The sequence below is a fragment of the Burkholderia sp. AU15512 genome, from assembly GCF_002223325.1.
Classification (GTDB): Bacteria; Pseudomonadota; Gammaproteobacteria; order Burkholderiales; family Burkholderiaceae; genus Burkholderia.
Genome location: NZ_NKEX01000003.1, coordinates 1 through 25,441 on the forward strand (window position 1 = coordinate 1; position 25,441 = coordinate 25,441).

Genomic DNA, 25,441 nt, shown 5'->3' on the forward strand with positions numbered 1-25,441 from the left:
AGCGAGTCGGTCCCACCCCTTCCCATCCCGAACAGGACCGTGAAACGACTCTACGCCGATGATAGTGCGGATTCCCGTGTGAAAGTAGGTAATCGTCAGGCTCCCTAAGCCAGAAACCCCCGCCCGACAAGGCGGGGGTTTTTGCATTGGCGCGGCGGAAATGCATAGGGGAGCGGAGTGGTAGCCTGGCTGGAGTTTCCCCATCGCCTGTCCCAAGTAGAAGCGCTCGCCGCTCCCGGCACGCCAATCAGCCAGTATCATCCGCGATCCCTTGGCCTATTGCTGCTATCTCCGATCAAAGCTGCAATTTCTCTCTCCCGCACCTCGGGCAGCACACTCGTAGGTGATTAGCTTGCCAAAGTCGACAACGAGCGTCGGGTCGCCATGCAAATACGCCGGGACGACGCACCGGACCACCGAAACTGGATCGACTCCCCCATCGCGTTCCGGCCAAATACCTCAGAAACCGCACGGAATGAACGCTTTATTCGGCGTGTCCACGTAAAATTTGCGAATCCCCATCTCTGCACACAAAACGATGAACGCCGCCATTCAGGTAGCTAGGGCCGTTTGCCCGCATGATTGTCCGGACACGTGCGCAATGCGTGTGACCGTCGAAAACGGCAAGGCGATCAAGGTCACGGGCGATCCCGACCATCCGCCGACACAAGGCGTGTTGTGTACGAAAGTCAGTCGATACGCCGATCGCGTTCATCACCCCGACCGCCTCACCGTCCCGCTCAAGCGCGTCGGCGCCAAAGGGGAAGGGCATTTCGTACCCATCAGCTGGGACGAGGCGTTCGATGAGATCGGCCGTCGTCTCGGTGAAATCGCGGCGCGCGCGCCGGAAGCGATCATGCCGTACAGCTACGCAGGGACGATGGGGCTCGTGCAGGGGGAGGGCATCGCCCAGCGATTCTTCCACAAGCTCGGCGCCTCGCGGCTCGAACGCACGATCTGCGCGGCGGCCGGTGCAGCGGGGTTACGTTACACCTATGGCGGCAGTCTCGGCATGCACCTCGAGCATTTCGAGGAAAGCGAGCTGATTCTGATTTGGGGAGCAAACCCGATCGCGTCGAGCCTGCACTTCTGGACGCGCGCGCAGGAAGCGAAGCGCCGAGGCGCACGTCTTGTCGCCATCGATCCGTATCGTTCGCTGACAGCCGAGAAGTGTCATCAGCACATCGCGTTGAAGCCTGGTACCGACGGCGCGTTCGCACTCGGCATGATGCACGTGCTGATGACCGAAGACCTGCTCGATCACGATTACATCGCAAGCCATACGCTCGGCTTCGACGCGCTCAAGGAGCGGGCGATGTCCTATCCGCCGGAACGCGTTACGCAGATCTGCGGGATCGACGCGTCGGAGCTGATCGACCTTGCACGTCGTTACGGTGCCACCCGCAAGGCATCGATCCGCCTCAACTACGGCATGCAGCGCGTTCGCGGCGGTGGCAACGCCGTACGCGCGATCGCAAGCCTGCCAGCGCTGACGGGCGCCTGGCGGGACCGCGCCGGCGGGCTGTTGCTCTCGTCGTCGGAATCCGCGCCGGTCAACCAGGCTGCGCTGCTTCGCCCGGATTTGATGCCGGGCTGGCCGCACAAACTGCCGCGCATCATCAACATGAACGCAATCGGCGACGCGCTACTGCATCCGGGCGATGCCACCTTCGGGCCGAAGGTCGAAGCGGTGATCGTATACAACTCGAATCCGGTGGCGGTCGCGCCGGATTCATCGAAGGTCGCGGCAGGGTTTGCGCGTGATGATCTGTTCACAGTTGTTCTCGAGCATTTCAAGACAGATACCGTCGATTTCGCCGATATTGTGTTGCCGGCCACCACCCAGCTCGAGCATCTGGACATCCACAAATCGTACGGCCACACCTACGTGATGGCGAACCTGCCGTCGATTCCTCCGGTGGGAGAGACACGGCCGAATACGGAGATCTTTCGTGGCATCGCGCGCAGCATGGGGCTCGACGAGCCGGCGCTTTATCACAGCGACGAAGAGGTCGCGCGCGCGGCGCTCCGCTGGGACGATCCGGTGCTCGATAGCGATTGGGACACGCTCAAGCGCGATGGCTGGTTGAAGCTCAAGCTGCCGGAGGCGCCGTTCGCGAACGGTGGTTTCCGCACGCCGTCCGGCAAGTGTGAGTTCTACAGCCCCCGACTCGAGCAGATGGGCGCGGATCCCGTGCCCGACTACCTGCCGCCATTCGAGTCGGCCGAGGCCGCGCCCGAGCTCGCCGCGCGCTATCCGCTCGCGATGATCTCGCCGCCGGCTCGCCACTTCCTGAACAGTACGTTCGTGAACGTCGACAGCCTGCGTCATACCGAAGGCGAGCCGCATCTCGACATCCACCCGTCTGACGCCGACGCGCGCGGGATCGCGGAAGGTGACGTCGTTCGCATCTTCAACGACCGCGGATCGATGCAGGCGCTCGCGAGAGTTACCGATCGCGCCCGCGCGGGGCTCGTCGTCGGGCTGTCGATCTGGTGGAAGAAGCTGTCGCCGGACGGCAGGAACGCGAACGAAGTGACGAGCCAGGCACTCACCGATCTCGGCAATTCGGCGACGTTCTACGACTGCCTTGTGGAAGTTGAGCGCATTTGATCGGATATCCCCGTATGATCAGACGAATTTCCATGGAAGTTCGAAGTGGACATCTAACCCTGTTGTCTCGGAACGAGCGAGCCGTTACGATGCGTTTTAGCACGACCATTCGAAAATCAGTGAGGAGACGCGCGGTATGGACAAAATTTGGCTGAAATCGTACCCACCCGGCGTTCCAGCCGAAATTGACGCGTCTCCTTATCCCTCTGTTCCCGACCTGCTCGACGAAAGCTTCCGGCAGTATCGCGACCGCACGGCATTCGTCTGCATGGGCAAGGGCATCACGTACGGCGAACTCGACAAGCTGTCGCGCCAGTTCGGCGCATGGCTGCAATCGCGCGGGCTTGCGCGCGGGGCGCGCGTCGCGATCATGATGCCGAACGTGCTGCAATACCCCGTGGCGATCGCCGCGGTACTGCGCGCGGGCTACACCGTCGTCAACGTCAACCCGCTCTATACGCCGCGCGAGCTCGAGCATCAACTGAAAGACAGCGGTGCGGAGGCGATCGTCATCCTCGAGAATTTTGCATCGACGCTGCAGGCCGTCATCGCGAATACGAGCGTCAAGCACGTTGTCGTCGCTTCGATGGGCGATCTGCTGGGCATCAAGGGATGGCTCGTCAACTACGTCGTGCGCAACGTGAAAAAGATGGTGCCTGCCTGGCAGCTGCCGTCGTTCACGCGCTTCAAGGCCGCGCTGTCGGAAGGTGCGCGCCAGGCATTCAAGGCGCAGAAGATCGGCCCCGATGACGTCGCGTTCCTGCAATACACGGGCGGTACGACCGGCGTGGCGAAGGGGGCGACGCTGCTGCACCGGAACATCGTGTCGAACGTGCTGCAGGCGGGCGCCTGGCATCATCCGGCTCACGAGAAGTTCCCGGACGTGAAACAGTTCGTGACCGTTGTCGCGCTGCCGCTGTATCACGTGTTCGCGCTGACCGTCTGCGGCTTCCTGACGATGCGTACCGGTGGCATGGGCATCCTGATCCCGAATCCGCGCGACATCGCCGGCATGATCAAGGAGCTGAAGGGCTACCAGATCTCGACGATCCCGGCGGTCAACACGCTGTACAACGCACTGCTGAACCACCCGGAATTCAATCAGCTCGACCTGTCGAAGCTCGTGATCGCCAACGGCGGCGGCATGGCGATCCAGGAAGGTGTCGCGAAACGCTGGTATGAAAAGACCCATACCGCGATTATCGAAGGTTACGGGCTGTCTGAAACGTCGCCGGTGGCGACCTGCAACCCCGTGACGGCGACCGAGTACAGCGGGACGATCGGCTTGCCGCTGCCGTCGACCGAGGTGGCGATTCGCGACGACGCGGGCAACGACGTCGCGCTCGGCGAACCGGGCGAGATCTGCATCCGCGGCCCGCAGGTGATGGCCGGTTACTGGAACCGGCCGGACGAGACCGCGAAGGTCATGTTCGCGGACGGCTTCTTCAAGACGGGCGACGTCGGCGTGATGGACGCGCGAGGTTACGTGAAGATCGTCGACCGGAAGAAGGACATGATCCTCGTGTCGGGCTTCAACGTGTACCCGAACGAAGTCGAGGACGTGGTGGCGTCGCATCCGGGCGTGTTCGAGGTGGCGGCCGTCGGGGTACCCGACGAACATTCCGGCGAAGCCGTGAAGCTGTTCGTCGTGAAGAAGGATCCGGCGCTCACCGACAAGGACATCCTCGCTTACTGCAAGGAGCGGCTCACCGGCTACAAGCGGCCGAAGCTGGTCGAGTTCCGTACGGAGCTGCCGAAAACGAACGTCGGCAAGATCCTGCGGCGCGAACTGCGTGACGGACGCGCGTAACGGCGGCCGATCGGAACGAAAAAGCCCGGCCTGTGCCGGGTTTTTTGTTTGCGACCGGAAGAGGCTGTTTCCGCGCGAGGCGGCTTCTGGGGGAGGTGTTCGATACGGCGGTAATGCGCTACGACGCGGCAAGGACGGCACGGTGCCTCCTCGACGAGCGCATCGTAGTCGATACGATTCGCTGCGCTCCGGCTTCGCGGCTGCACCGACCGGAAAAGAAAAAGGCGCCCGAAGGCGCCTTCAATATGCTGCGGCTTGTCAGGCAAGCTGATTAGAACTTGTGACGGATACCGACGCGTGCTGCGACCTGGTTGCTGGTGCTCGAACCTGCGAGACCGTTGATCGCTGCGGTTGCCTGGATCACGTTGCCGTTCGCGTCGAGCACGTTGCCCGATGCGTGCTGGTACACGCCGATCGCGTAGACGTCGGTGCGCTTCGACAGGAAGTAGTCGACACCCAGCGAGCCCTGGTGGTACTTGGCTGCCGAGCTGCCGTTGATCTTGCTGCCTTGCGTGTAGTCGTACGCTGCGCCGAGAATCAACGCCGGGGTCAGCTGATACTTGAAGTTGAGTTCGCCGTTGTTGAACGTCGCGGACTGGTTCACGAACGGGCCTGCCGAGAAGCCCTTGAACTTCGTGTTCGAGTACGTTGCACCGATCGTCGCTGCGCCGAACGTGTAGGCGCCGCCGGCACCGATGACCTGGTACGTGTTCGCGTTGTTCGCGTACGCGCCGTAGATCGGCGACGAGACCGACGAAGACGCCGAGCCGTTGTTGAACATGCCGCCGAACTGGTTCGGCGTGCGTGCGTTCAAGTAGCCGACGCCCAAGACCAGCGGGCCGTTGTTGTAGCCTGCGCCGAGCGACCAGACCTGGTTCTTCGAGAACTGGCCTGCCTGACCGCCGAAGCTGTACAAGCCGCCGAACGAGAAGCCGCCGTAGGTCTGGCTCGTGAACTTGACTGCGTTGTTCACGCGATACGCGTTGTTGAAGTTGTCGAGGTCACCCGGGTGAGCAGCGATGTAGCCACCCCATTGGTCGCCTGCCTCGAGCGGGCCGACGAAGTCGACGACGGAGTCGTATTGACGACCCAGCGTGACCGTACCGTACTGGCTCGACAGGCCGACGTAAGCCTGACGACCGAACATCAGGCCGCCCTGACCGAGCTTGCCGCTGTTCACGTCGAAACCGTTTTCGAGGGTGAAGATCGCCTTCAGGCCGCCACCGAGGTCTTCGGTGCCGCGCAGGCCGAAGCGGCTGCCTTGCATCACGCCGCTGGCCATGCTGTACAGGTGCTTGCCGCCCGCGTTGTTGTTGAAGAGCAGGCCTTCATCGATGATGCCGTAAAGCGTCACGCTGCTTTGCGCATGGGCAGCGCCAGCAAACGCGCCCAGCGCGACGAGCGCGAGAAGCGACTTTTTCATTAACGGATCTCCAAAATTCACTGAATTTTTTCTGGCGGGGCGGATAGTTATGTTCTGTTGACGGGCCCCATCAACTTCGCAAGAAGTCGCACGTAATGTAGCAAAACCGTTTTTTGCCACAAAGCGAAATGCCGCAGCTCAAGGTCGCCATGTTTCCTTTATGCAACAATGGTTAAAATCACGGGTTAACCGCAATTTCCGCTGAATAATCAAGTCGGTTACGCAGCGGACTCGTGCCCTTGCCGCTCGCGGCAGCACCTGCAGCCAGGAGAACAGGATGGTGTTGGATGAACTGATCAGCGAATTCGATCGCGGCCTGCGATCGCTGACCGGCATTAGCCGGATGAGCCGGCCGGTGCCCGCGCCGGCGGAGGCGCCGGCCGTCGAGCTGACGCCTGCGGAGCGTACGCATGCCGCCGGGCTGATGCGCGTGAACCACGTCGGCGAGGTCTGCGCGCAGGCGCTGTACCAGGCGCAGAAACTCACCGCGCGCACGGCGTCGGCGAAGGCGATGTTCGAGGAGGCCGCACGCGAGGAGGAGGATCACCTCGCGTGGACCGCGCATCGCCTGAAAGAACTCGACTCGCGCCCGAGCCTGCTGAACCCGCTCTGGTATGCGGGTTCGCTCGCAATCGGCGTGGCGGCCGGCGCGCTCGGCGACAAGGTCAGCCTCGGCTTCATGGCCGAGACCGAACGGCAGGTCGAGAGCCATCTCGAAGGCCACATGTCCGAGTTGCCGGCGGCCGATACCGCGTCGCGCGCGATCGTCGACCAGATGCGTATCGACGAGGTGAAGCACGGCAAGGCCGCGGCCGACGCAGGCGGGATCGAGCTGCCGCTGCCCGCGCGGATGCTGATGCGCGCCGCGTCGAAAGTCATGACGAGCACTGCGTACTATCTGTGAGATTCCCACCGGGGCGATGCGTGACGTCGCCCCGGTTCCCCGCCGCTGATACCGCCCGTTTATTCCTCGTTTTCCCGCCCCCGAAAGCCCCGTCCGCACACCCGTCTGGCCTGTCTTTCTCACGTATCACCTTCACAAGTTGCACTAGCTCATTCATTTATAACGGTTTTTGGAATGAGGGGGCGCATGAGCATGTGCGCGTAAGTCCTTGTTCTAACTAACAAAATTCGTCAAAAAAGCGGGCCGCTCCCTTGACCGTGCCACACCCTTCCTCTAAAGTGGGAGACAGTGTGAGAAAGTGTATTTTTGTGTGATTTGGCGGGCTATTCCGGCTAAATTCTCAGCATGTAGCGGGTGCTTCGGTGCCCTGAACGGGAGAGCGGAAAGTGTTCCAAGGGGCGTCGGCGCTGACGCTCGATGCGAAAGGGCGGATGTCGGTGCCGGCTCGCTATCGCGAAGCGCTGCAAGGACAGGCAGAAGGACGGGTGACTGTGACCAAGCACCCGGACGGCTGCCTGTTGCTGTTTCCGCGCCCCGAATGGGAGGTATTCCGCGCCAAGATCGCCGCGCTGCCGATGGACGCGCACTGGTGGCGGCGCATTTTTCTCGGCAATGCGATGGATGTCGATCTCGACAGCGCGGGCCGGATTCTCGTATCGCCCGAGCTGCGCATGGCAGCCGGACTGGAAAAGGAAGTCATGTTGTTGGGAATGGGTAGTCACTTCGAGCTGTGGGATTCGCAAACCTACAACGCGAAGGAGCAGGCAGCGATGGCGCAGGGCATGCCCGACGCGCTGAAGAATTTCACGTTCTGATTGCGGTGACGGAGACGCCCGCGATGGGAAACGAATTGCAGCATCGGACCGTGTTGTTGGACGAAGCGGTCGAATCGCTCGTGACGCGACCGGATGGCGTTTATGTCGACGGTACGTTCGGGCGCGGCGGCCATAGCCGCGCGGTGCTCGCGCGGCTGGCGCCGGGCGGGCGGCTGATCGCGTTCGACAAGGATCCGAGGGCGATCGAGACGGCGCAGGGTATCGAGGATGCGCGCTTCTCGATCGTGCATGACAGCTTTGCATCGATGCGTGACGCGCTTGCGGCGCGCGGCGTCGAGAAGGTGTCGGGGGTGTTGCTCGACCTGGGCGTGTCCTCGCCGCAGGTGGACGATCCGGCGCGCGGCTTCAGCTTCCGCGCCGATGGTCCGCTGGACATGCGGATGGATCCGACGCGCGGCGAGTCGGCGGCGGAATGGCTCGCACGGGCTTCGGTGCAGGAATTGACGGAGGTGATACGGGATTATGGGGAAGAACGGTTTGCTTTTCAGATTGCAAAGGCGCTTGTTGCTCGCCGGGCAGAGTCCGACCGTCTTGGGCCTCTCGACACCACGGGCGAGCTTGCCCAAATCGTGGGTCACGTCGTCAAAACCCGTGAGAAGGGCAAGGATCCGGCAACCCGCACCTTTCAGGCTATACGGATTCACGTCAATCAAGAGCTTGCGGACCTGCAAGTCGTACTAGACGCGGCATTGTCGTTGCTGGAGCAAGGGGGGCGGCTGGTGGTCATCAGCTTTCATTCACTCGAGGACCGGATCGTCAAGCGATTCATGCAGGCGCACGCGAGTGCGCCTGCGGTCGATCGTCGCCTGCCGATCCGCGCCGTCGACCTCCCGAGCCCGCCGCTCAAGATCATCAGCCGCCAGTTTCCGAGTGAAGCGGAAGTCGCTGCGAATCCGCGCGCCCGCTCCGCCGTGATGCGCATTGCGGAGCGCGTCACGCCATGAGCCGCTTCAACATCTTCCTGCTGATCATCGTGATGGGTTGCGCGCTATCGGTCGTCAATTCGACGAACCAGCAGCGCCAGATCTTCATCCAGCTGCAGCGTGCGCAGTCGCAGGAGCGTCAGCTCCAGCAGGACTACGCGCAGCTTCAATATCAGCAGAGCGCGCTGTCGAAGACGTCGCGCATCGAGCAGCTCGCGAACGATTCGCTGAAGATGCAGCCGATCACGACCGGCCGCACGCAATACCTGACGCTGCCGCCCGGCGCCGCGAAGGCGATCGATGCGCCGATCCCGGCTTCGGCGGACACGGTCGGCAAGGGCAAGGGAGGCGCGCGATGAAGCCGTCCCAGAAGCGCCAGAACGTGAAGTTCTCGTCGAGCCCCGTGCTGGGCGTGCATCTGCCGATGTGGCGCTCGAAGCTCGTCGTGTTCCTGCTGTTCATGGCGTTCGTCGCGCTGGCCGCGCGCGCGTTCTGGATCCAGGGGCCCGGCAACGCGTTCTATCGGAAGCAGGGCGAAAGCCGCTACCAGCGCACGATCGATCTGCCGGCGACGCGCGGCAAGATTCTCGACCGTAACGGGCTCGTGCTCGCGACGAGCCTGCCCGTGCGCGCGATCTGGGCGATTCCCGACGCGGTGCCGGACGATCTCGATGCCGACAAGGTCAACCAGCTCGGCAAGCTCCTCGGCATGACGTCGAAGGAACTGCGCGTGAAGCTGTCGGAAGACAAGGGTTTCGTCTACGTCAAGCGCCAGGTGCCGATCGACGTCGCGGACAAGGTCGCCGCGCTCGACATTCCCGGCATCTATCAGCGCAACGAATACAAGCGCTTCTATCCTGAAGGCGAGATCACCGCTCACCTGATCGGCTTCACGAACGTCGAGGACGAAGGGCAGGAGGGCGTCGAGCTGGGTGACCAGAAGATGCTGTCCGGTACGTCTGGCATGCGTCGCGTGATCAAGGACCGGATGGGGCACATCGTCGAGGACGTCGCCGAGCAGATCCCGCCGCACAACGGCACCGACGTCGACCTGTCGATCGACAGCAAGATCCAGTACATCGCGTACGCGAACCTGAAGGCCGCCGTCGAGAAGTTCAAGGCGAAGGCCGGCGCGGCGATGGTCGTCGACGTGCGCACCGGCGAGGTGCTCGCGCTCGTCAACTACCCGACGTACAACCCGAACGACCGCTCGCGTATGACGGGCGAGCAGTTGCGCAACCGGATCATGACCGACGTGTTCGAGCCCGGCTCGATCATGAAGCCGTTTACGGTGTCGCTCGCGCTCGACCTGCACCGCGTGACGCCGAACACGCTCGTCGAGACGGGCAACGGGCATTTCGTGCTCGATGGCGCGCCGATCACCGACGACGCGGGTTTCGGCACGTTGACGGTCGGCGGCGTGATCCAGAAGTCGAGCAACATCGGCGCGACGAAGATCGCGATGACGATGCGGCCCGAGGAAATGTGGAATATGTATACGAGCATCGGCCTCGGCCAGGCGCCGAAGGTCGGGTTCCCGGGTGCAGTGGCCGGCCGCCTGCGTCCGTGGAAGAGCTGGCGCCGCATCGAGCAGGCGACGATGTCGTACGGCTACGGCCTGTCGGTGTCGCTGTTCCAGCTCGCGCGCGCCTACACGGCGATCGCGCATGACGGCGAACTGATGCCCGTGACCATTTTCAAGACCGACCCCAACCAGCCGGTCGTCGGCACGCAGGTGTTCAACCCGACCACCGCGCGCGAAGTGCGCGCGATGCTCGAGACGGTGGTGGCGCCGGGCGGCACGTCGCCGGATGCGGCCGTGCCGGGCTATCGCGTCGGCGGCAAGAGCGGTACCGCGTACAAGCATGAAGGGCACGGCTACACGCGCAAGTACCGCGCGTCGTTCGTCGGGATGGCGCCGATGCCGAATCCGCGCATCGTCGTCGCGGTATCGGTCGACGAGCCGACCGCCGGCAGCCACTTCGGCGGCCAGGTGTCCGGCCCCGTATTCTCGGCGATCGCCGGCGACACGATGCGTGCGCTGAACGTGCCGCCGAACATGCCGATCAAGCAGCTCGTCGTGTCTGACGATTCGCCGGCAGCACCTTCTGCGACGGGGCCGCAAAAGCTGCCCGCGGGTGGCGGTGCGAAGCATATGATCGTGTCCAGCACGACGCGTAATTCACCAGGAGTTGTTCGATGAGCGCCGCTCGCAGTTCCCATCCGGCGCATCAGCAGATCGCAGCCGCGCTTGCGTGGCTGCGTCAGCATGTGGCCCCCGCAGCGCAACTGCATGCCGACACGCGCAGCCTCGAGGCGGGCGACGTGTTTTTTGCGTATGCAGTCGACGGGGCCGACAACCGCGCATTCATTGCCGAAGCCGTCGCGCGCGGTGCGGCCGCCGTGCTGTATCAGCCGGAAGGGCTGGCCGCTGCGCCGGCGGTGCCTGTCGCACTGGCCGTGCCGGCGCTCGACCAGCTCGCCGGCGAGATCGCCAGCGGCTGGTACGGCGATCCGAGCGACAACCTGCTCGCGGTGGGGGTGACCGGCACGAACGGCAAGACCTCGTGCACGCAGTGGATTGCCACCGCGCTGACGGCGCTGCACCAGCCGTGCGCGGTGATCGGCACGCTTGGCACCGGGATGCCCGGCCAGCTGGTGCCGACCGGTTTCACGACCCCCGACGCACCGCAACTGCAGCGCAGCCTGGCGCAATTGTGCGACGCGGGCGCGAAGGCCGTGGCGATGGAGGTGTCGTCGCACGCGCTGCACCAGGGGCGCGTGAACGGTACGGCTTTCGACATCGCGGTGTTTACGAACCTCACGCAGGATCACCTCGACTATCACGGCACGTTCGACGCGTACGAAGCCGCGAAGGCGAAGCTGTTCGCATGGCGGGGCTTGCGCGCGGCGGTCGTCAACCGCGACGACGCAGCAGGTCGGCGCCTGCTCGAGAAACTGGCCGGTCGCGTGCGTACGATCGCGTACGGGATCGGCGATGCACCGGTGCCGGACGCCGATCGCGAACTGGTCGCGCTCGACGTGCGCGCCACCGCGACCGGCACGGCGTTCCGCCTGCGTTCGTCGTGGGGCGACGCGGACGTCGAGGTCGGCACGCTCGGCACGTTCAACGTCAGCAACCTGCTCGCGGTGCTCGGTTCGCTGCTCGCGGCCGATGTGCCGTTCGACGCGGTGCTCGCCGAGATCGCACGGCTCGAGTCCGTCAACGGCCGGATGCAGCGGCTCGGCGGCCGGCTGCAGAACGACGAACCGCTGGTCGTGATCGACTACGCACACACGCCCGACGCGCTCGAAAAGACGCTCGACGCGCTGCGCCCGATCGCTACGGCACGCGGCGGGCGGCTCGTCTGCATGTTCGGCTGCGGCGGCGATCGCGATGCGACGAAGCGCCCGCTGATGGGCGCGATCGCGGAGCGGCTCGCCGATGAAACCGTCGTCACGAGCGACAACCCGCGCAGCGAGGATCCGCAGCGCATCATCGACCAGATCGTCGCAGGCATGACCGCGCCCGATCACGCACGCCGTATCGAGGATCGCGCGAGCGCGATCCTGCAGGCCGTGCGCGGCGCAGCACGCGAGGATGTCGTCGTGCTGGCCGGCAAGGGCCACGAGGCCACGCAGGAAATCATGGGCAAGAAGCGCACGTTCTCCGACCAGGATCACGCGCGGCTCGCGCTGGCAGCACGCGCGACGCACGGCAAGGGAGGCGCCGAATGACGATGCTCAGTCTCGGCGAAGCCGCTCGCCTGATCCCCGGCGCAACTGTTCACGGCGACGCGGGCGTCACGTTCGACCGCGTGTCGACGGACAGCCGCACGGCCGGCCCCGGCGACCTGTTCGTTGCATTGAAAGGCGAGCGCTTCGATGCGCACGACTTCCTCGGCGATGTCGCCGCGCGCGGGGCTGCCGCGGCGCTGGTCGCGCACGTGCCGGCGGGCGTCACGATGCCGGTGATCGAAGGTGGTGAAACGCGTGCTGCGCTCGGCGCGCTTGCGCATGGCTGGCGCCAACGATTCGCACTGCCGCTCGTCGCGGTGACGGGCAGCAACGGCAAGACGACCGTCAAGGAAATGATCGCGTCGATCTTCGCGGCGGCGGTCGGCGCCGATGCGCGGCTCGCGACGGCCGGCAACCTGAACAACGATGTCGGCCTGCCGCTGACGCTGCTGCGCCTGTCGGCCGCGCATCGTCTCGCGGTGATCGAGATCGGGATGAATCACCCGGGCGAGACGGAGGTCCTTGCGCGCCTTACCGCCCCGACGGTCGCGCTCGTCAACAACGCGCAGCGCGAGCACCAGGAGTTCATGGCGACGGTCGAAGCCGTCGCACTCGAGCACGCGGCCGTGATTCACGCGCTGCCGCCGGACGGCATCGCGGTGTTCCCGGCCGATGACGCATACGCGGGCATCTGGCGCGTTGCGGCAACCGGCAACCGGATCCTCGATTTCGCGCTGCACGATGCCGAACGGCAAAGCGACGCGCAGGTCACGGGCCGCCTGCACGGCGGCGAACTCGCGATCGACACGCCCGCGGGCGCCGTCACGGTGCGGCTGCGTGCGCTCGGCGAGCACAACGCGCGCAACGCGCTGGCCGCTACGGCCGCGGCGCTGGGCGCCGGCGTCGCGCTGTCGGCGATCAAGCAGGGCCTCGAATCGTTCGAACCGGTCAAGGGCCGGCTGCAGGTGAAACAGGCGATCGCAGGCAGCCTCGCGGGCGCAACGGTCGTCGACGATACGTACAACGCGAATCCCGATTCGATGCGTGCCGCGATCGACGTGCTCGCCGCGCAACCGGCGCCGCGCGTGCTGGTGATCGGCGACATGGGCGAGGTCGGCGACGAAGGCCCGGCCTTCCATCGCGAGGTCGGTGCCTACGCGCGCGAGCGCGGAATCGACGCGCTGTTCGCGCTCGGCGACGCGTCGCGCGATGCCTGCACCGCGTACGGCGACACGGCCCGCCATTTCGGCGACGTCGGCGCGCTGGTCGGCGCATTGCTCGGGGCGGGTTACGGCGCGCAGGCGACGCTGCTCGTGAAGGGCTCGCGGTACATGAAGATGGAGCGCGTGGTCGACGCGCTGACGAACCAACCCGCGGCGGGCACGACGCCCGCTGCACACTGAGTAGAAGGAAGGAAGCATGCTGCTGGCGCTGGCGCAATGGCTGCAAGGAGACGCAAGCTTTTTGCGCTTGTTCACGTACCTCACGTTCCGTGCGGTGATGGCCACCATCACCGCGCTCGGGATCGGGCTCGTGTGCGGACCGTGGGTGATCCGCAAGCTGACGCAAATGAAGGTCGGTCAGGCCGTGCGCAAGGACGGCCCGCAGACGCACCTGGTCAAGTCCGGCACGCCGACGATGGGCGGCGTGCTGATCCTGATCGGCATCGCGGTCGCGACGCTGCTGTGGGGCGACCTGACGAACCGTTTCATCTGGATCGTGATGCTCGTGACGTTCGGTTTCGGCGTGATCGGCTGGGTCGACGATTACCGCAAGGTCGTCCACAAGGACCCGCGCGGGATGTCGTCGCGCGAGAAGTATTTCTGGCAATCGGTGATCGGGCTGTTCGCGGCCGTCTACCTCGCCTTCAGCGTGTCCGAGGCGAACAACGTGCGCGTGTTCGACCTGTTCATGGCATGGGTGAGGAGCGGCCTGTCGATGGGGCTGCCGGCACGTGCCGACCTGATGCTGCCGTTCCTGAAGTCGATCAGCTACCCGCTCGGCGTGTGGGGCTTCATCGTGCTGACGTACTTCGTGATCGTCGGCGCGAGCAACGCGGTGAACCTGACCGACGGCCTCGACGGCCTCGTGATCATGCCGGTCGTGCTGGTCGGTGCGTCGCTGGGTGTGTTCGCGTACGTGATGGGCAGCGCGGTCTATTCAAAATACCTGCTGTTCCCGCACATTCCGGGCGCGGGCGAATTGCTGATCTTCTGTTCGGCGATGGGAGGGGCAGGGCTCGCGTTCCTCTGGTACAACACGCACCCCGCGCAGGTGTTCATGGGTGACGTCGGCGCGCTGGCGCTCGGCGGCGCGCTCGGCACGGTCGCGGTGATCGTACGCCAGGAAATCGTGCTGTTCATCATGGGCGGCATCTTCGTCGCGGAAACGCTGTCGGTGATGCTGCAGGTTTCGTGGTTCAAGTACACGAAGAAGCGCTACGGCGAAGGGCGGCGCCTGCTGAAGATGGCGCCGCTGCATCACCATTTCGAATTGTCCGGCTGGAAGGAGACGCAGGTGGTCGTGCGTTTCTGGATCATCACACTGATGCTGTGCCTGTTCGGTCTGACCACCCTCAAGCTGCGGTAAAGGAAAGGTAACAAGGATGTCTGGCGAGATGTTTGGAGATCGGCAACGGCCGATGGTGCTCGTACTGGGGCTCGGGGAATCGGGTCTCGCGATCGCGCGATGGTGCGCGAGGCACGGGTGCCGGCTGCGTATTGCCGATACCCGCGAGGCGCCGCCGAACCTTGCCGCGCTGCAGGCCGAAGGCATCGATGCGGAATTCGTCGGCGGGGCATTCACGCCTGCGCTGCTCGACGGCGGCGTCGAGCTCGTCGGGCTGAGCCCCGGGCTGTCGCCGCTCGAACCGGCACTCGCGTCGCTGGTCGCGGCCGCGAACGAACAGGGCGTCGCGGTGTGGGGCGAGCTGGAATTCTTCGCGCAGGCACTGCGTGCGCTCGGCACGAGCGGCTACCAGCCGAAGGTGCTCGCGATCACGGGCACCAACGGCAAGACCACGACGACGAGCCTCACCGGCCTGCTGTGCCAGCGCTCGGGCAAGAAGGTCGCCGTCGCAGGCAATATCAGTCCTGCGATGCTCGACCGGCTCGCCAGTGCGATCGACGAGACCGCGCTGCCCGACGTGTGGGTGCTCGAACTTTCGAGCTTCCAGCTCGAGACCGCGCGCACGTTCGCGCCCGATGCGGCCGCGATCCTCAACATCACGCAGGACCACCTCGACTGGCACGGCAGCTTCGACGCGTACGCGCAGGCAAAGGGCCGGATCTTCGGCGCGACGACCACGCGCGTGCTGAACCGCGACGATGCGACGGTGATGAGGTTCGCCCCGGCAGCCGGCGCGGCCGACGCGCCGCGCACGGTCACGTTCGGCCTGAGCGAACCGGTGCAGGACGGCGACTACGGGCTGTCGCGCGATAACGGTATCGCGTGGCTGGTCGAAGCGGTCGATCGCGACGCCCCGGATGAAACCGCGACGACGACCCGCCGGCGCAAGCGCGATGCTGCGCATACGCCCGACATCGCGCAGAAGCGCCTGATGCCGGCCGACGCGCTGCGCATCCGCGGGCTGCACAACGCGGCGAACGCACTGGCCGCATTCGCGCTCGCACGCGCGATCGACCTGCCGGCCGCGCCGCTGCTGCACGCGCTGCGCGAGTACCGCGGCGAACCGCATCGCGTCGAAGTGATCGCGACGATCGACGACGTGGACTACGTCGACGACAGCAAGGGCACGAACGTCGGCGCGACGGTTGCCGCACTCGACGGGCTGGCGCAGAAGATCGTGCTGATCGCGGGCGGCGACGGCAAGGGGCAGGATTTCGCACCGCTGGTTGCGCCGGTCGCGCGCTGGTGCCGTGCGGTGATGCTGATCGGCCGCGACGCACCGGCGATCCGCGACACGCTCGCCGAAACAGGCGTGCCGCTCGCCGACCACACGACGCTCGAAGGTGCGGTGCACGCGGCAGCCGACCTCGCGGAGCCCGGCGATGCGGTGCTGCTGTCGCCTGCCTGCGCGAGCCTCGACATGTTCAGGAACTACGCCCATCGCGCGGATGTGTTCCGCGCGGCGGTCGACGAAATCGCCATCGACAAAGGAGCGACGCCATGAGCTGGTCCGATCGCCTCGTCTCCCGTTTCAACGATCGTCGCGACACCGGCGGCAATGCCGCGGGCGGCCGCGTCGCGTCGGCCACGCGCGCCGCGACGGGCGGCCTCGCGAGCGTCGTCAACGGCGTGCGCCCGAGCCGTTCGCGGATGCTCGACTTCGACTACTCGCTGCTGTGGGTCGCGATCGCGCTGCTCGGGCTCGGCGTCGTGATGGTGTATTCGGCGTCGATCGCGATGCCCGATTCGCCGAAATACGCGTCGTATCACGACTACGCGTTCCTGATGCGCCACTGCATCTCGCTCGCCGTCGCGTTCGTCGCGGCGGTGGTCGCGTTCCGCGTGCCGGTGTCGACGTGGGACAAATACGCGCCGCAACTCTTCCTGATCGCGCTCGTCGGCCTCGTGATCGTGCTGATCCCGCACGTCGGCAAGGGTGTGAACGGTGCGCGCCGCTGGATTCCGCTCGGCATCACGAACATGCAGCCGTCGGAAATCATGAAGCTCGCGGTGACGATCTACGCGGCGAACTACACGGTGCGCAAGCAGGAATACATGCAGAGCTTCGCCAAGGGCTTCCTGCCGATGGCGTTCGCGGTCGGCTTGGTCGGTGCGCTGCTGCTCCTCGAGCCGGACATGGGCGCGTTCATGGTGGTCGCGGCGATCGCGATGGGTGTGCTGTTCCTCGGCGGTGTGAACGGCAAGTTGTTCGGCGGCCTCGTCGCGACCGCGATCGGCACCTTCACGATGCTGGTGTGGCTGTCGCCGTGGCGTCGCGAGCGGATCTTCGCGTACCTCGATCCGTGGGACGAGCGCTACGCGCAGGGCAAGGCGTACCAGCTCACGCATTCGCTGATCGCGTTCGGCCGCGGCGAGTGGTTCGGCGTCGGCCTCGGCGGCAGCGTCGAGAAGCTGAACTACCTGCCGGAAGCGCATACCGACTTCATCCTCGCGGTGATCGGCGAGGAGCTCGGTTTCGTCGGCGTGCTGGTCGTGATCCTGCTGTTTTACTGGATCGTGCGCCGCGCGTTCGAGATCGGCCGCCAGGCGCTCGCGCTCGATCGCACGTTCGCGGGCCTGATGGCGAAGGGTATCGGTATCTGGTTCGGCGCGCAGACCTTCATCAACATGGGCGTGAACCTCGGGCTGCTGCCGACCAAGGGCCTGACGCTGCCGCTCGTGAGCTACGGCGGCTCGGGCATTTTGCTGAACTGCGTCGCGCTCGCGGTGCTGCTGCGGGTGGACTATGAAAATCGCGTACTGATGCGGGGAGGGAAGGTATGACCTCCCCGCGTCAGTACGCGATTTCGGTGAAGGCTAACTTCGTGCGCGGAGCGCGCGAAGTTAAGCGAAGCGGCCGTAGCCAAAACATTCGTTCATTCTTGCTGATGCGGGGAGGGAAGGTATGACCGCGTCGCAACGCACGCTGATGGTGATGGCAGGCGGCACCGGCGGCCACGTGTTCCCGGGGCTCGCGGTCGCGCACCGGATGGAAGCGGCGGGCTGGCGCGTCGTGTGGCTCGGCAATCCGGCCGGGATGGAAGCGACGCTCGTGCCGAAGCACGGCATTCCGATGGAGTACGTGCGGTTCGGCGGGCTGCGCGGCAAGGGTTTGAAGACCAAGTTGACGCTGCCGTTCAACCTGCTGCGCGCATGCGGGCAAAGCCTCGCCGCGCTGCGCCGCGTGCGGCCCGACGTCGTGCTCGGGATGGGCGGCTACATCACGTTCCCGGCGGGCGTGATGACCGCGCTGTCGGGCCGTCCGCTCGTGCTGCATGAACAGAATTCGATCGCGGGCCTGACGAACAAGGTGCTCGCGAAATTCGCGAAGCGCGTGCTCGTCGCGTTCCCCGGCGCGCTGCCGCACGCGGAATGGACGGGTAACCCGATTCGCGCGGAACTTGCCGGCACGCAAGCGCCCAAAGCACGCTATGCATCGCGCAGCGGCCCGCTGAACGTGCTGGTCGTCGGCGGCAGCCTCGGGGCGGCCGCGCTGAATGAAGTCGTGCCGCGCGCGCTGGCGATGCTGGCGCCGGGCGGACGCCCGCGCATCGTGCACCAGGCCGGCGCGAAGCACATCGAAGCATTGAAGGCGAATTACGAAGCGGCCGGTTTCGCGGCCGGCGAGGACGTGCGGCTCGTGCCCTTCATCGACGACATGGCGGCCGCGTATGCGGCGGCGGATCTCGTGATCTGCCGGTCAGGGGCGATGACGGTGTCGGAGATCGCGGCGGTGGGCGTGGCGGCGCTGTTCGTGCCGTTCCCGTACGCGGTCGACGATCACCAGACGAGCAACGCCGCGTTCCTTGCCGATGCGGGCGCGGCCGTGCTGGTGCAACAACGCGACCTGTCGGCGGAATTGCTTGCCGACTGGCTGCGCGGCCAGTCGCGGGCATCGCTCGCGGACATGGCGGAACGTTCGCGCTCGCTGGCGAAGCCCGAGGCCACCGACGAAGTCGCGCGCGTGTGCGCGAAGGCGGCCGGCGCGAACCTGGAACCACTTAAATGAAACAACCCCGACGCTCACTTCGTTCGCTTGGGGGGGCGCAGCCCCCCCATAAAGCCTGTCCATCGGGATTTGGGGCGGCCCGGCGGAGGCTGACATGAAACACATCGTCAAACACATTCATTTCGTCGGGATCGGCGGCGCGGGCATGAGCGGCATCGCCGAAGTGCTCGTCAACCTCGGTTACGAGGTCAGCGGCTCGGACCTGTCACGCAACGCGGTGACCGATCGTCTCCAGGCGCTCGGCGCGCGGATCGCGATCGGCCACGACGCGGCGAACATCGAGGGCGCGAACGCGGTCGTCGTGTCGACGGCCGTGCGTTCGGACAACCCGGAAGTGCTGGCCGCGCGCGCGAAGCGCGTGCCGATCGTGCAGCGTGCGGTGATGCTGGCGGAGCTGATGCGCCTGAAGCAGGGCATCGCGATCGCCGGCACCCACGGCAAGACCACGACGACGAGCCTCGTCGCGAGCGTGCTCGCGGCGGGCGGGCTCGATCCAACCTTCGTGATCGGCGGGCGCCTGATCAGCGCCGGCGCGAACGCGCGGCTCGGCACGGGCGACTTCATCGTCGCCGAGGCCGACGAGTCGGACGCGTCGTTCCTGAACCTGTATCCGGTGATCGAAGTCATCACGAACATCGACGCCGACCACATGGACACCTACGGCCACGATTTCGCGCGGCTCAAGCAGGCGTTCATCGAATTCACGCAGCGCCTGCCGTTCTACGGCAGCGCGGTCGTGTGCGTCGACGATCCGAACGTGCGGCAGATCATCCCGTTCATTTCGAAGCCGGTCGTGCGCTACGGGCTGTCGCCGGACGCGCAGGTGCGCGCCGAAGACATCGATGCACGCGACGGCCGCATGCATTTCACGGTGATCCGCGAAGGGCGCGCGCCGCTCGCGGTCGTGCTGAACATGCCGGGCCTGCACAACGTGCAGAACGCGCTCGCGGCGATCGCGATCGCGACCGATCTTGGCGTGTCGGACGACGCGATCCAGCTGGCGCTGGCGGAATTCAACGGCGTCGGCCGGCGCTTCCAGCGTTACGGCGAGGTGCCGACCGCGGACGGCGGCCAGTACACGCTGATCGACGACTACGGCCATCACCCGGTCGAGATGGCCGCGACGATCGCGGCCGCGCGCGGCGCGTTCCCGGGGCGCCGCCTCGTGCTGGCGTTCCAGCCGCACCGTTACACGCGCACCCGCGACTGCTTCGACGATTTCGTCAACGTGCTGTCGACGGTCGACGCGCTGGTGCTGACCGAAGTCTACGCGGCGGGCGAGGCGGCGATCTCGACCGCCAATGGCGACGCGCTGTCGCGTGCGCTGCGCGCGGTGGGGAAGGTTGACCCGGTGTTCGTCGCGACGGTCGACGACGTGCCGGACGCATTGGCGAAGGTCGCGCAGAACGGCGACGTGGTGATCACGATGGGCGCGGGTTCGATCGGCGGCGTGCCGGCGAAGGTTGCGCAGCACACTCAACAGAAGGCATGACATGAGCGGGATTGATCCGAAACGTTTCGGCAAGGTGGCGGTGTTGTTCGGCGGCGAGTCCTCGGAGCGCGAGGTGTCGCTCACGTCGGGCAAGCTCGTGCTGCAGGGCCTGCGCGACGCGGGCATCGACGCGCACCCGTTTGACCCGGCCGAGCGTCCGCTGGCGGCGCTGAAGGATGAAGGCTTCGTGCGCGCGTTCAACGCACTCCACGGCGGCTACGGTGAGAACGGCCAGATCCAGGGCGCGCTCGATTTCTACGGCATTCGCTACACGGGCAGCGGCGTGCTCGGGTCGGCGCTCGGCCTCGACAAGTTCCGCACGAAGCTCGTGTGGCAGCAGACGGGCGTGCCGACGCCGCCGTTCGAGACGGTGCTGCGCGGCGACGACCTCGCGGCGCGCGCGACGGACATCGTCGCGAAGCTCGGCCTGCCGCTGTTCGTGAAGCCGGCGAGCGAGGGCTCGAGCGTGGCGGTGCTGAAGGTGAAGACGGCCGACGCGCTGCCGGCCGCGCTCGTGGAAGCCGCCAAGCATGACCCGATCGTGATCGTCGAGAAGAGCATCGAGGGCGGCGGCGAGTACACCGCCTGCATCGCCGGCGATCTCGACCTGCCGGTGATCAAGATCGTACCGGCCGGCGAGTTCTACGACTATCACGCGAAGTACGTCGCCGACGACACGCAATACCTGATTCCGTGCGGGCTGCCCGCCGACAAGGAAGCGGAGCTCAAGCGCGTCGCGCGCCGGGCGTTCGACGTGCTCGGCTGCACCGACTGGGGTCGCGCGGATTTCATGCTCGACGCCGACGGCAACGCGTACTTCCTGGAAGTGAACACCGCGCCGGGCATGACCGACCACTCGCTGCCGCCGAAGGCCGCGCGCGCGGTCGGCATCAGCTATTCGGAGCTGGTCGTGAAGGTGCTGTCGCTCACGCTCAACGACTGACGCAGGAACGGAACGACGTATGTGGAACAACGTTCGCCAACTCAACCTTGCCGCCAGCGCGCTGTATGCGCTGCTGCTGCTCGTGTTGGCGGCGGCCGGTTGCTACTGGCTGATCCAGCGCCCGACGTTCGCGCTGCGGGAAATCCGGATCGACGGCGACACCGAGCACATTAATTCACCGACGGTGCGCGCGGGCGTGGTCGGCCGGCTGAAGGGCAATTTCTTCACGGTCGATCTCGACGCCGCACGCGCCGCGTTCGAGCAGATGCCCTGGGTGCGCCATGCGAGCGTGCGCCGGGTGTGGCCGAATGCGCTGGCTGTCACGCTCGAGGAGTACAAACCGCTCGGGACCTGGGGCAGCGACCAGCTCGTGAGCGTCGATGGCGAGCTGTTCACCGCGAACCAGGGCGAGCTGGAGCAGGAACTGCCGGCGTTCGACGGCCCGGAGGGCAGTGCGAAGGAAGTCGTCACGCGGTATCGCGACTTCGGGAAATGGTTTGCGCCGCTGAAGGCGGCGCCGGAAGAAGTGACGCTGTCGGCGCGGTACGCGTGGACGGTGAAGCTGTCGAACGGCATGCAGGTCGAGCTGGGCAAGGAACGCAACAGCGAGTCGCTGCATGACCGGAGCCAGCGCCTGGTCGCCGCATGGCCGGCCGTCACGGAACGCTGGGGCAACGACATCGAGTACGCGGACCTGCGCTATCCGAACGGATTCGCGATTCGCGCGGCAGGCATGCGGTTCCTGACCGATACCGACAAGCGCAAGAAGTAACGAGAGATCACACGCAAGAGCACTTTATGAGCAAAGACTACAAGGATCTGCTGGTTTCCCTCGACATCGGCACGTCGAAGGTGGTGGCCATCGTCGCCGAGCTGAAGGGCGAAGGCCACTACGAGGTGATCGGCCTCGGCCAGAGCGAGTCGAAGGGTCTGAAGAAAGGTGTGGTGGTCAACATCGAGGCCACCGTGCAGTCGATCCAGCGCGCGCTCGAGGAAGCCGAGCTGATGGCCGACTGCAAGATCACCAACGTGTTCACGGGGATCGCGGGCAGCCACATCCGCAGCTTCAACTCGAGCGGGATGGTCGCGATCAAGGACAAGGAAGTCACGCAGACCGACGTCGCGCGCGTGATCGAGACCGCGAAGGCGATCAACATCCCGACCGACCAGCAGGTGCTGCACATCCTCACGCAGGAATTCATCATCGACGGCCAGGAAGACGTGCGCGAGCCGATCGGCATGAGCGGCATCCGGCTGGAAGTGAAGGTGCATATCGTGACGGGCGCGGTGAGTGCCGCGCAGAACATCGTCAAGTGCGTGCGCCGCTGCGGGCTCGAAGTGAACGACCTGATCCTGCAGCCGCTCGCCTCGTCGCTGGCCGTGCTGACGGAAGACGAGAAGGATCTCGGCGTGGTGCTGGTCGACATCGGCGGCGGCACGACGGACATCGCGATCTTCGCCGAAGGTGCGATCCGCCACACCGCGGTGATTCCGATCGCCGGCGACCAGATCACGAGCGACATCGCGATGGCGCTGCGCACGCCGACGCCGGATGCGGAAGACATCAAGGTCGGCTACGGGATCGCGAAGCAGGCGCTGGCCGATCCGGACGAAATGGTCGAAGTGCCGGGCCTCGGCGAACGCGGCCCGCGCACGCTGTCGCGCCAGGCGCTGGCAGCCGTGATCGAGCCGCGCGTCGAGGAGCTGTTCTCGCTCGTGCAGCAGGTCGTGCGCGAATCCGGTTACGAAGAACTCCTGAGCTCCGGCGTGGTCATTACCGGCGGTGCGTCGATGATGCCCGGCATGGTCGAGCTCGGCGAAGACATTTTCCTGAAACCGGTGCGCATCGGCGCGCCGGAGTATGCAGGCGGCCTTTCCGACGTCGTGCGCAATCCGCGCTACTCGACGGCGATGGGGCTGCTCGTCGAAGGCAGTGCCCAGCGCATGCGCGGCCGCAAGGTCGCCGTGCAGTCCGGCAACGCGGGACAGGTGTTCTCGCGGATGAAGGAATGGTTCCTGAGCAACTTCTGACATACCGAATCGAAATTCGCGCTGGTGCCGGCGGCTGGCGCGCGACAGGGGGTTGCCCGATCTCCTGCCGAATAACGGCCGAGTAGCAGTCATTCTCTTGACGGAGGCAACAATGGAATTCGAAATGCTGGAAACCGAGACCAACGGCACCATCATCAAGGTGGTCGGCGTTGGCGGCGCTGGCGGCAATGCCGTCCAGCACATGATCAACCGCGGCGTGCAGGGCGTCGACTTCATCGTGATGAACACGGATGCGCAGGCGCTGTCGCGTTCGCGCGCGTCGTCGGTGATCCAGCTCGGCAACACGGGCCTGGGCGCCGGTGCGAAGCCGGAAATGGGCCGTGCGGCAGCGGAAGAAGCGCGTGAGCGCATCGCCGACGCACTGCGCGGCGCGCACATGGTGTTCATCACGGCCGGCATGGGTGGCGGCACGGGCACGGGCGCGGCACCGGTGGTCGCGCAGATCGCGAAGGAGATGGGCATCCTGACGGTGGGTGTCGTCAGCAAGCCGTTCGAATTCGAAGGCGGCAAGCGCATGCGCGTCGCTGAAGCCGGTTCGCAGCAACTGGAGGATCACGTCGACTCGCTGATCGTCGTGCTGAACGACAAGCTGTTCGACGTGATGGGCGACGACGCCGAGATGGACAAGTGCTTCCAGTGCGCGGACGACGTGTTGAACAACGCGGTCGCAGGCATCGCTGAAATCATCAATGTCGATGGCCTCGTGAACGTCGACTTCGAAGACGTGAAGACGGTGATGGGTGAGCAGGGCAAGGCGATGATGGGCACGGCGACGGTCGCCGGCGTCGATCGCGCACGCCTCGCGGCGGAACAGGCCGTGGCGAGCCCGCTGCTCGAAGGCGTCGATCTGTCGGGCGCGCGCGGCGTACTGGTCAACATCACGTCGAGCCGTTCGCTGCGTCTGTCGGAAACGCGCGAAGTGATGAACACGATCAAGAGCTACGCGGCGGAAGATGCGACGGTGATCTTCGGTGCGGTGTACGACGACGCAATGGGCGATGCGCTGCGCGTGACGGTCGTGGCAACGGGTCTGGGCCGTGCGGCGAAGAAGCAGCAATCGGCACCGATGACGCTGCTGCGCACGGGTACGGACAACCAGCCGGTCAGCGCGGTATCGCACGGTTATGCGCCGACGCATCACGTCAGCACGGCAGACTACGGCGCGCTCGACACGCCGGCGGTGTGGCGCAATTCGCGCGAAACCGCGGCATCGCACGTGCAGGCGCTGCAGGAGAAGGGTGTCGACACGTACGACATCCCGGCTTTCCTGCGCAAGCAGGCTGACTGACGCAAACACAGGCGAAGCCGCGGCGAATCTGCCGCGGTATCGCCGGCGTGACGGATGCTACGGACCACGACAGGCCGCGTCGGCTGCGACGCCGGGCCGGGAAACGTGCCCTCTCCGCTCGAGCGGGGCGGGATGGACCGTGCTGTCCGCGACACGCTGAAAAACCGTATCGCTATGAGGGACCAGCCATGATTCAAGTGGGCGACGCGCTGCCCGACGCGCAATTGTTCGAGTACATCGACGACGCGCGCGAAGGGTGCACGCTGGGGCCGAATGCCTACAGCGTGCGCGACCAGGTTGCGGGAAAGCGGGTGGTGATCTTCGGATTGCCGGGCGCTTTCACGCCGACCTGCTCGGCGCAGCATGTGCCGGGCTATGTCGAACACGCCGAGCAATTGCGCGCGGCGGGCATCGACGAGATCTGGTGCGTGTCCGTCAACGACGCATTCGTGATGGGCGCATGGGGACGTGATCTGCACACCGCGGGCAAGGTGCGCATGATGGCGGACGGTAGCGCGGCTTTCACTCATGCGCTGGGGCTGACGCAGGATCTGTCCGCGCGTGGCATGGGAATTCGTTCCCTGCGCTACGCGATGGTGATTGACGGCGGTGTGGTCAAGACGCTGGCCGTCGAGGCGCCGGGCAAATTCGAAGTGAGCGATGCGGCGAGTGTTCTCGCGACGTTGACGTCCTGATCGTGCGGTGCGCCGTTGCCTTCCGGCAACGCTGCTCACCGGCCTCAGGGCAGTTGTAACACGGGCTGATGACCGGAAACGCCTCC

General features: G+C 65.6%; 20 protein-coding genes and 1 rRNA gene. 20 read left to right on the forward strand and 1 reads right to left on the reverse strand.

The genetic code is table 11. From position 1 onward, the window contains the following. The 3 genes from rrf to CFB43_RS02520 all read left to right on the forward strand — a co-directional run. A 5S ribosomal RNA gene (gene rrf / locus CFB43_RS02510) occupies positions 1 to 101 on the forward strand; the annotation flags it as partial. 437 nt (positions 102 to 538) lie between these two features. Further along, positions 539 to 2,614: a molybdopterin-containing oxidoreductase family protein gene (locus CFB43_RS02515; protein ID WP_089494035.1), complete on the forward strand. Its 2,076-nt coding sequence runs from the start codon at positions 539 to 541 to the stop codon at positions 2,612 to 2,614. A 136-nt stretch (positions 2,615 to 2,750) separates the two neighbouring features. Beyond that, positions 2,751 to 4,424, forward strand: a complete 1,674-nt coding sequence (locus CFB43_RS02520) for a long-chain fatty acid--CoA ligase (protein WP_089494036.1) — start codon at positions 2,751 to 2,753, stop codon at positions 4,422 to 4,424. Positions 4,425 to 4,695: 271 nt separating this feature from the next. On the opposite strand, the gene CFB43_RS02530 is transcribed toward CFB43_RS02520, so the two are convergent. Then, positions 4,696 to 5,847 carry a porin gene (locus tag CFB43_RS02530; RefSeq protein ID WP_089494038.1) on the reverse strand — a complete coding sequence of 384 codons (1,152 nt, stop codon included), beginning with the start codon at positions 5,845 to 5,847 and terminating at the stop codon, positions 4,696 to 4,698. A 277-nt stretch (positions 5,848 to 6,124) separates the two neighbouring features. Here CFB43_RS02530 and coq7 point away from each other — a divergent pair, with 277 nt between their 5' ends. The 17 genes from coq7 (at position 6,125) to CFB43_RS02620 (ending at position 25,355) form a co-directional block, all read left to right on the forward strand. After that, positions 6,125 to 6,751 carry a 2-polyprenyl-3-methyl-6-methoxy-1,4-benzoquinone monooxygenase gene (gene coq7 / locus CFB43_RS02535; RefSeq protein ID WP_089424416.1) on the forward strand — a complete coding sequence of 209 codons (627 nt, stop codon included), beginning with the start codon at positions 6,125 to 6,127 and terminating at the stop codon, positions 6,749 to 6,751. A 386-nt stretch (positions 6,752 to 7,137) separates the two neighbouring features. Next, positions 7,138 to 7,566, forward strand: a complete 429-nt coding sequence (mraZ, locus tag CFB43_RS02540; protein ID WP_006487094.1) for a division/cell wall cluster transcriptional repressor MraZ — start codon at positions 7,138 to 7,140, stop codon at positions 7,564 to 7,566. A gap of 23 nt (positions 7,567 to 7,589) precedes the next feature. Further along, positions 7,590 to 8,531, forward strand: coding sequence for a 16S rRNA (cytosine(1402)-N(4))-methyltransferase RsmH (gene rsmH, locus CFB43_RS02545; RefSeq protein ID WP_089494039.1), 942 nt, complete (start codon positions 7,590 to 7,592; stop codon positions 8,529 to 8,531). Next, the gene (ftsL, locus tag CFB43_RS02550; RefSeq protein WP_069255674.1) at positions 8,528 to 8,869 is read left to right on the forward strand and encodes a cell division protein FtsL; all 342 of its coding nucleotides are present in this window, start codon (positions 8,528 to 8,530) and stop codon (positions 8,867 to 8,869) included. Before rsmH ends, ftsL begins: the two co-directional genes overlap by 4 nt. Next, the gene (locus CFB43_RS02555) at positions 8,866 to 10,713 is read left to right on the forward strand and encodes a peptidoglycan D,D-transpeptidase FtsI family protein (protein ID WP_089494040.1); all 1,848 of its coding nucleotides are present in this window, start codon (positions 8,866 to 8,868) and stop codon (positions 10,711 to 10,713) included. The genes ftsL and CFB43_RS02555 overlap by 4 nt, the downstream gene beginning before the upstream one ends. After that, positions 10,710 to 12,248 carry a UDP-N-acetylmuramoyl-L-alanyl-D-glutamate--2,6-diaminopimelate ligase gene (locus tag CFB43_RS02560; protein ID WP_089494041.1) on the forward strand — a complete coding sequence of 513 codons (1,539 nt, stop codon included), beginning with the start codon at positions 10,710 to 10,712 and terminating at the stop codon, positions 12,246 to 12,248. Before CFB43_RS02555 ends, CFB43_RS02560 begins: the two co-directional genes overlap by 4 nt. Then, positions 12,245 to 13,651, forward strand: a complete 1,407-nt coding sequence (locus tag CFB43_RS02565; protein WP_089494042.1) for a UDP-N-acetylmuramoyl-tripeptide--D-alanyl-D-alanine ligase — start codon at positions 12,245 to 12,247, stop codon at positions 13,649 to 13,651. The genes CFB43_RS02560 and CFB43_RS02565 overlap by 4 nt, the downstream gene beginning before the upstream one ends. 16 nt (positions 13,652 to 13,667) lie before the next feature. Next, complete coding sequence (mraY, locus tag CFB43_RS02570) at positions 13,668 to 14,837, forward strand: phospho-N-acetylmuramoyl-pentapeptide-transferase (RefSeq protein WP_006477019.1); 1,170 nt, start codon at positions 13,668 to 13,670, stop codon at positions 14,835 to 14,837. Positions 14,838 to 14,865: 28 nt separating this feature from the next. Continuing rightward, on the forward strand, positions 14,866 to 16,380 hold the full coding sequence (murD, locus tag CFB43_RS02575) for a UDP-N-acetylmuramoyl-L-alanine--D-glutamate ligase (protein WP_089494043.1): 1,515 nt from the start codon (positions 14,866 to 14,868) through the stop codon (positions 16,378 to 16,380). Further along, a complete protein-coding gene (ftsW, locus tag CFB43_RS02580) occupies positions 16,377 to 17,660 on the forward strand; it encodes a putative lipid II flippase FtsW (RefSeq protein WP_089439163.1) in 1,284 nt (427 codons plus the stop codon). The genes murD and ftsW overlap by 4 nt, the downstream gene beginning before the upstream one ends. Positions 17,661 to 17,781: 121 nt before the next feature. Then, positions 17,782 to 18,885: an undecaprenyldiphospho-muramoylpentapeptide beta-N-acetylglucosaminyltransferase gene (murG, locus tag CFB43_RS02585; RefSeq protein ID WP_089494044.1), complete on the forward strand. Its 1,104-nt coding sequence runs from the start codon at positions 17,782 to 17,784 to the stop codon at positions 18,883 to 18,885. Between the two features lie 94 nt (positions 18,886 to 18,979). Further along, complete coding sequence (gene murC / locus CFB43_RS02590) at positions 18,980 to 20,377, forward strand: UDP-N-acetylmuramate--L-alanine ligase (protein ID WP_089494045.1); 1,398 nt, start codon at positions 18,980 to 18,982, stop codon at positions 20,375 to 20,377. A gap of 1 nt (position 20,378) precedes the next feature. Further along, positions 20,379 to 21,320, forward strand: a complete 942-nt coding sequence (locus CFB43_RS02595; RefSeq protein WP_089494046.1) for a D-alanine--D-alanine ligase — start codon at positions 20,379 to 20,381, stop codon at positions 21,318 to 21,320. Positions 21,321 to 21,339: 19 nt separating this feature from the next. Beyond that, positions 21,340 to 22,092, forward strand: a complete 753-nt coding sequence (locus tag CFB43_RS02600; protein ID WP_011350842.1) for a cell division protein FtsQ/DivIB — start codon at positions 21,340 to 21,342, stop codon at positions 22,090 to 22,092. Between the two features lie 26 nt (positions 22,093 to 22,118). Then, positions 22,119 to 23,351 (forward strand): cell division protein FtsA, encoded by a 1,233-nt coding sequence (ftsA, locus tag CFB43_RS02605; RefSeq protein WP_006487138.1) that lies wholly within the window; start codon positions 22,119 to 22,121, stop codon positions 23,349 to 23,351. A 112-nt stretch (positions 23,352 to 23,463) separates the two neighbouring features. Beyond that, positions 23,464 to 24,660 carry a cell division protein FtsZ gene (gene ftsZ, locus CFB43_RS02615; protein ID WP_011350843.1) on the forward strand — a complete coding sequence of 399 codons (1,197 nt, stop codon included), beginning with the start codon at positions 23,464 to 23,466 and terminating at the stop codon, positions 24,658 to 24,660. A 188-nt stretch (positions 24,661 to 24,848) separates the two neighbouring features. Then, positions 24,849 to 25,355 (forward strand): peroxiredoxin, encoded by a 507-nt coding sequence (locus tag CFB43_RS02620; RefSeq protein ID WP_011350844.1) that lies wholly within the window; start codon positions 24,849 to 24,851, stop codon positions 25,353 to 25,355. Positions 25,356 to 25,441 lie beyond the last annotated feature (86 nt).

Excerpts from the sequence above, each read along its gene's own strand:
- CFB43_RS02515 (WP_089494035.1), top strand. The coding sequence starts at position 539 with ATGAACGCCGCCATTCAGGTAGCTAGGGCCGTTTGCCCGCATGATTGT.
- CFB43_RS02520 (WP_089494036.1), top strand. The coding sequence starts at position 2,751 with ATGGACAAAATTTGGCTGAAATCGTACCCACCCGGCGTTCCAGCCGAA.
- CFB43_RS02530 (WP_089494038.1), bottom strand. The coding sequence starts at position 5,847 with ATGAAAAAGTCGCTTCTCGCGCTCGTCGCGCTGGGCGCGTTTGCTGGC.
- coq7 (WP_089424416.1), top strand. The coding sequence starts at position 6,125 with ATGGTGTTGGATGAACTGATCAGCGAATTCGATCGCGGCCTGCGATCG.
- rsmH (WP_089494039.1), top strand. The coding sequence starts at position 7,590 with ATGGGAAACGAATTGCAGCATCGGACCGTGTTGTTGGACGAAGCGGTC.
- ftsL (WP_069255674.1), top strand. The coding sequence starts at position 8,528 with ATGAGCCGCTTCAACATCTTCCTGCTGATCATCGTGATGGGTTGCGCG.
- CFB43_RS02555 (WP_089494040.1), top strand. The coding sequence starts at position 8,866 with ATGAAGCCGTCCCAGAAGCGCCAGAACGTGAAGTTCTCGTCGAGCCCC.
- CFB43_RS02560 (WP_089494041.1), top strand. The coding sequence starts at position 10,710 with ATGAGCGCCGCTCGCAGTTCCCATCCGGCGCATCAGCAGATCGCAGCC.
- CFB43_RS02565 (WP_089494042.1), top strand. The coding sequence starts at position 12,245 with ATGACGATGCTCAGTCTCGGCGAAGCCGCTCGCCTGATCCCCGGCGCA.
- mraY (WP_006477019.1), top strand. The coding sequence starts at position 13,668 with ATGCTGCTGGCGCTGGCGCAATGGCTGCAAGGAGACGCAAGCTTTTTG.
- murD (WP_089494043.1), top strand. The coding sequence starts at position 14,866 with ATGTTTGGAGATCGGCAACGGCCGATGGTGCTCGTACTGGGGCTCGGG.
- ftsW (WP_089439163.1), top strand. The coding sequence starts at position 16,377 with ATGAGCTGGTCCGATCGCCTCGTCTCCCGTTTCAACGATCGTCGCGAC.
- murG (WP_089494044.1), top strand. The coding sequence starts at position 17,782 with ATGACCGCGTCGCAACGCACGCTGATGGTGATGGCAGGCGGCACCGGC.
- murC (WP_089494045.1), top strand. The coding sequence starts at position 18,980 with ATGAAACACATCGTCAAACACATTCATTTCGTCGGGATCGGCGGCGCG.
- CFB43_RS02595 (WP_089494046.1), top strand. The coding sequence starts at position 20,379 with ATGAGCGGGATTGATCCGAAACGTTTCGGCAAGGTGGCGGTGTTGTTC.
- CFB43_RS02600 (WP_011350842.1), top strand. The coding sequence starts at position 21,340 with ATGTGGAACAACGTTCGCCAACTCAACCTTGCCGCCAGCGCGCTGTAT.
- ftsA (WP_006487138.1), top strand. The coding sequence starts at position 22,119 with ATGAGCAAAGACTACAAGGATCTGCTGGTTTCCCTCGACATCGGCACG.
- ftsZ (WP_011350843.1), top strand. The coding sequence starts at position 23,464 with ATGGAATTCGAAATGCTGGAAACCGAGACCAACGGCACCATCATCAAG.
- CFB43_RS02620 (WP_011350844.1), top strand. The coding sequence starts at position 24,849 with ATGATTCAAGTGGGCGACGCGCTGCCCGACGCGCAATTGTTCGAGTAC.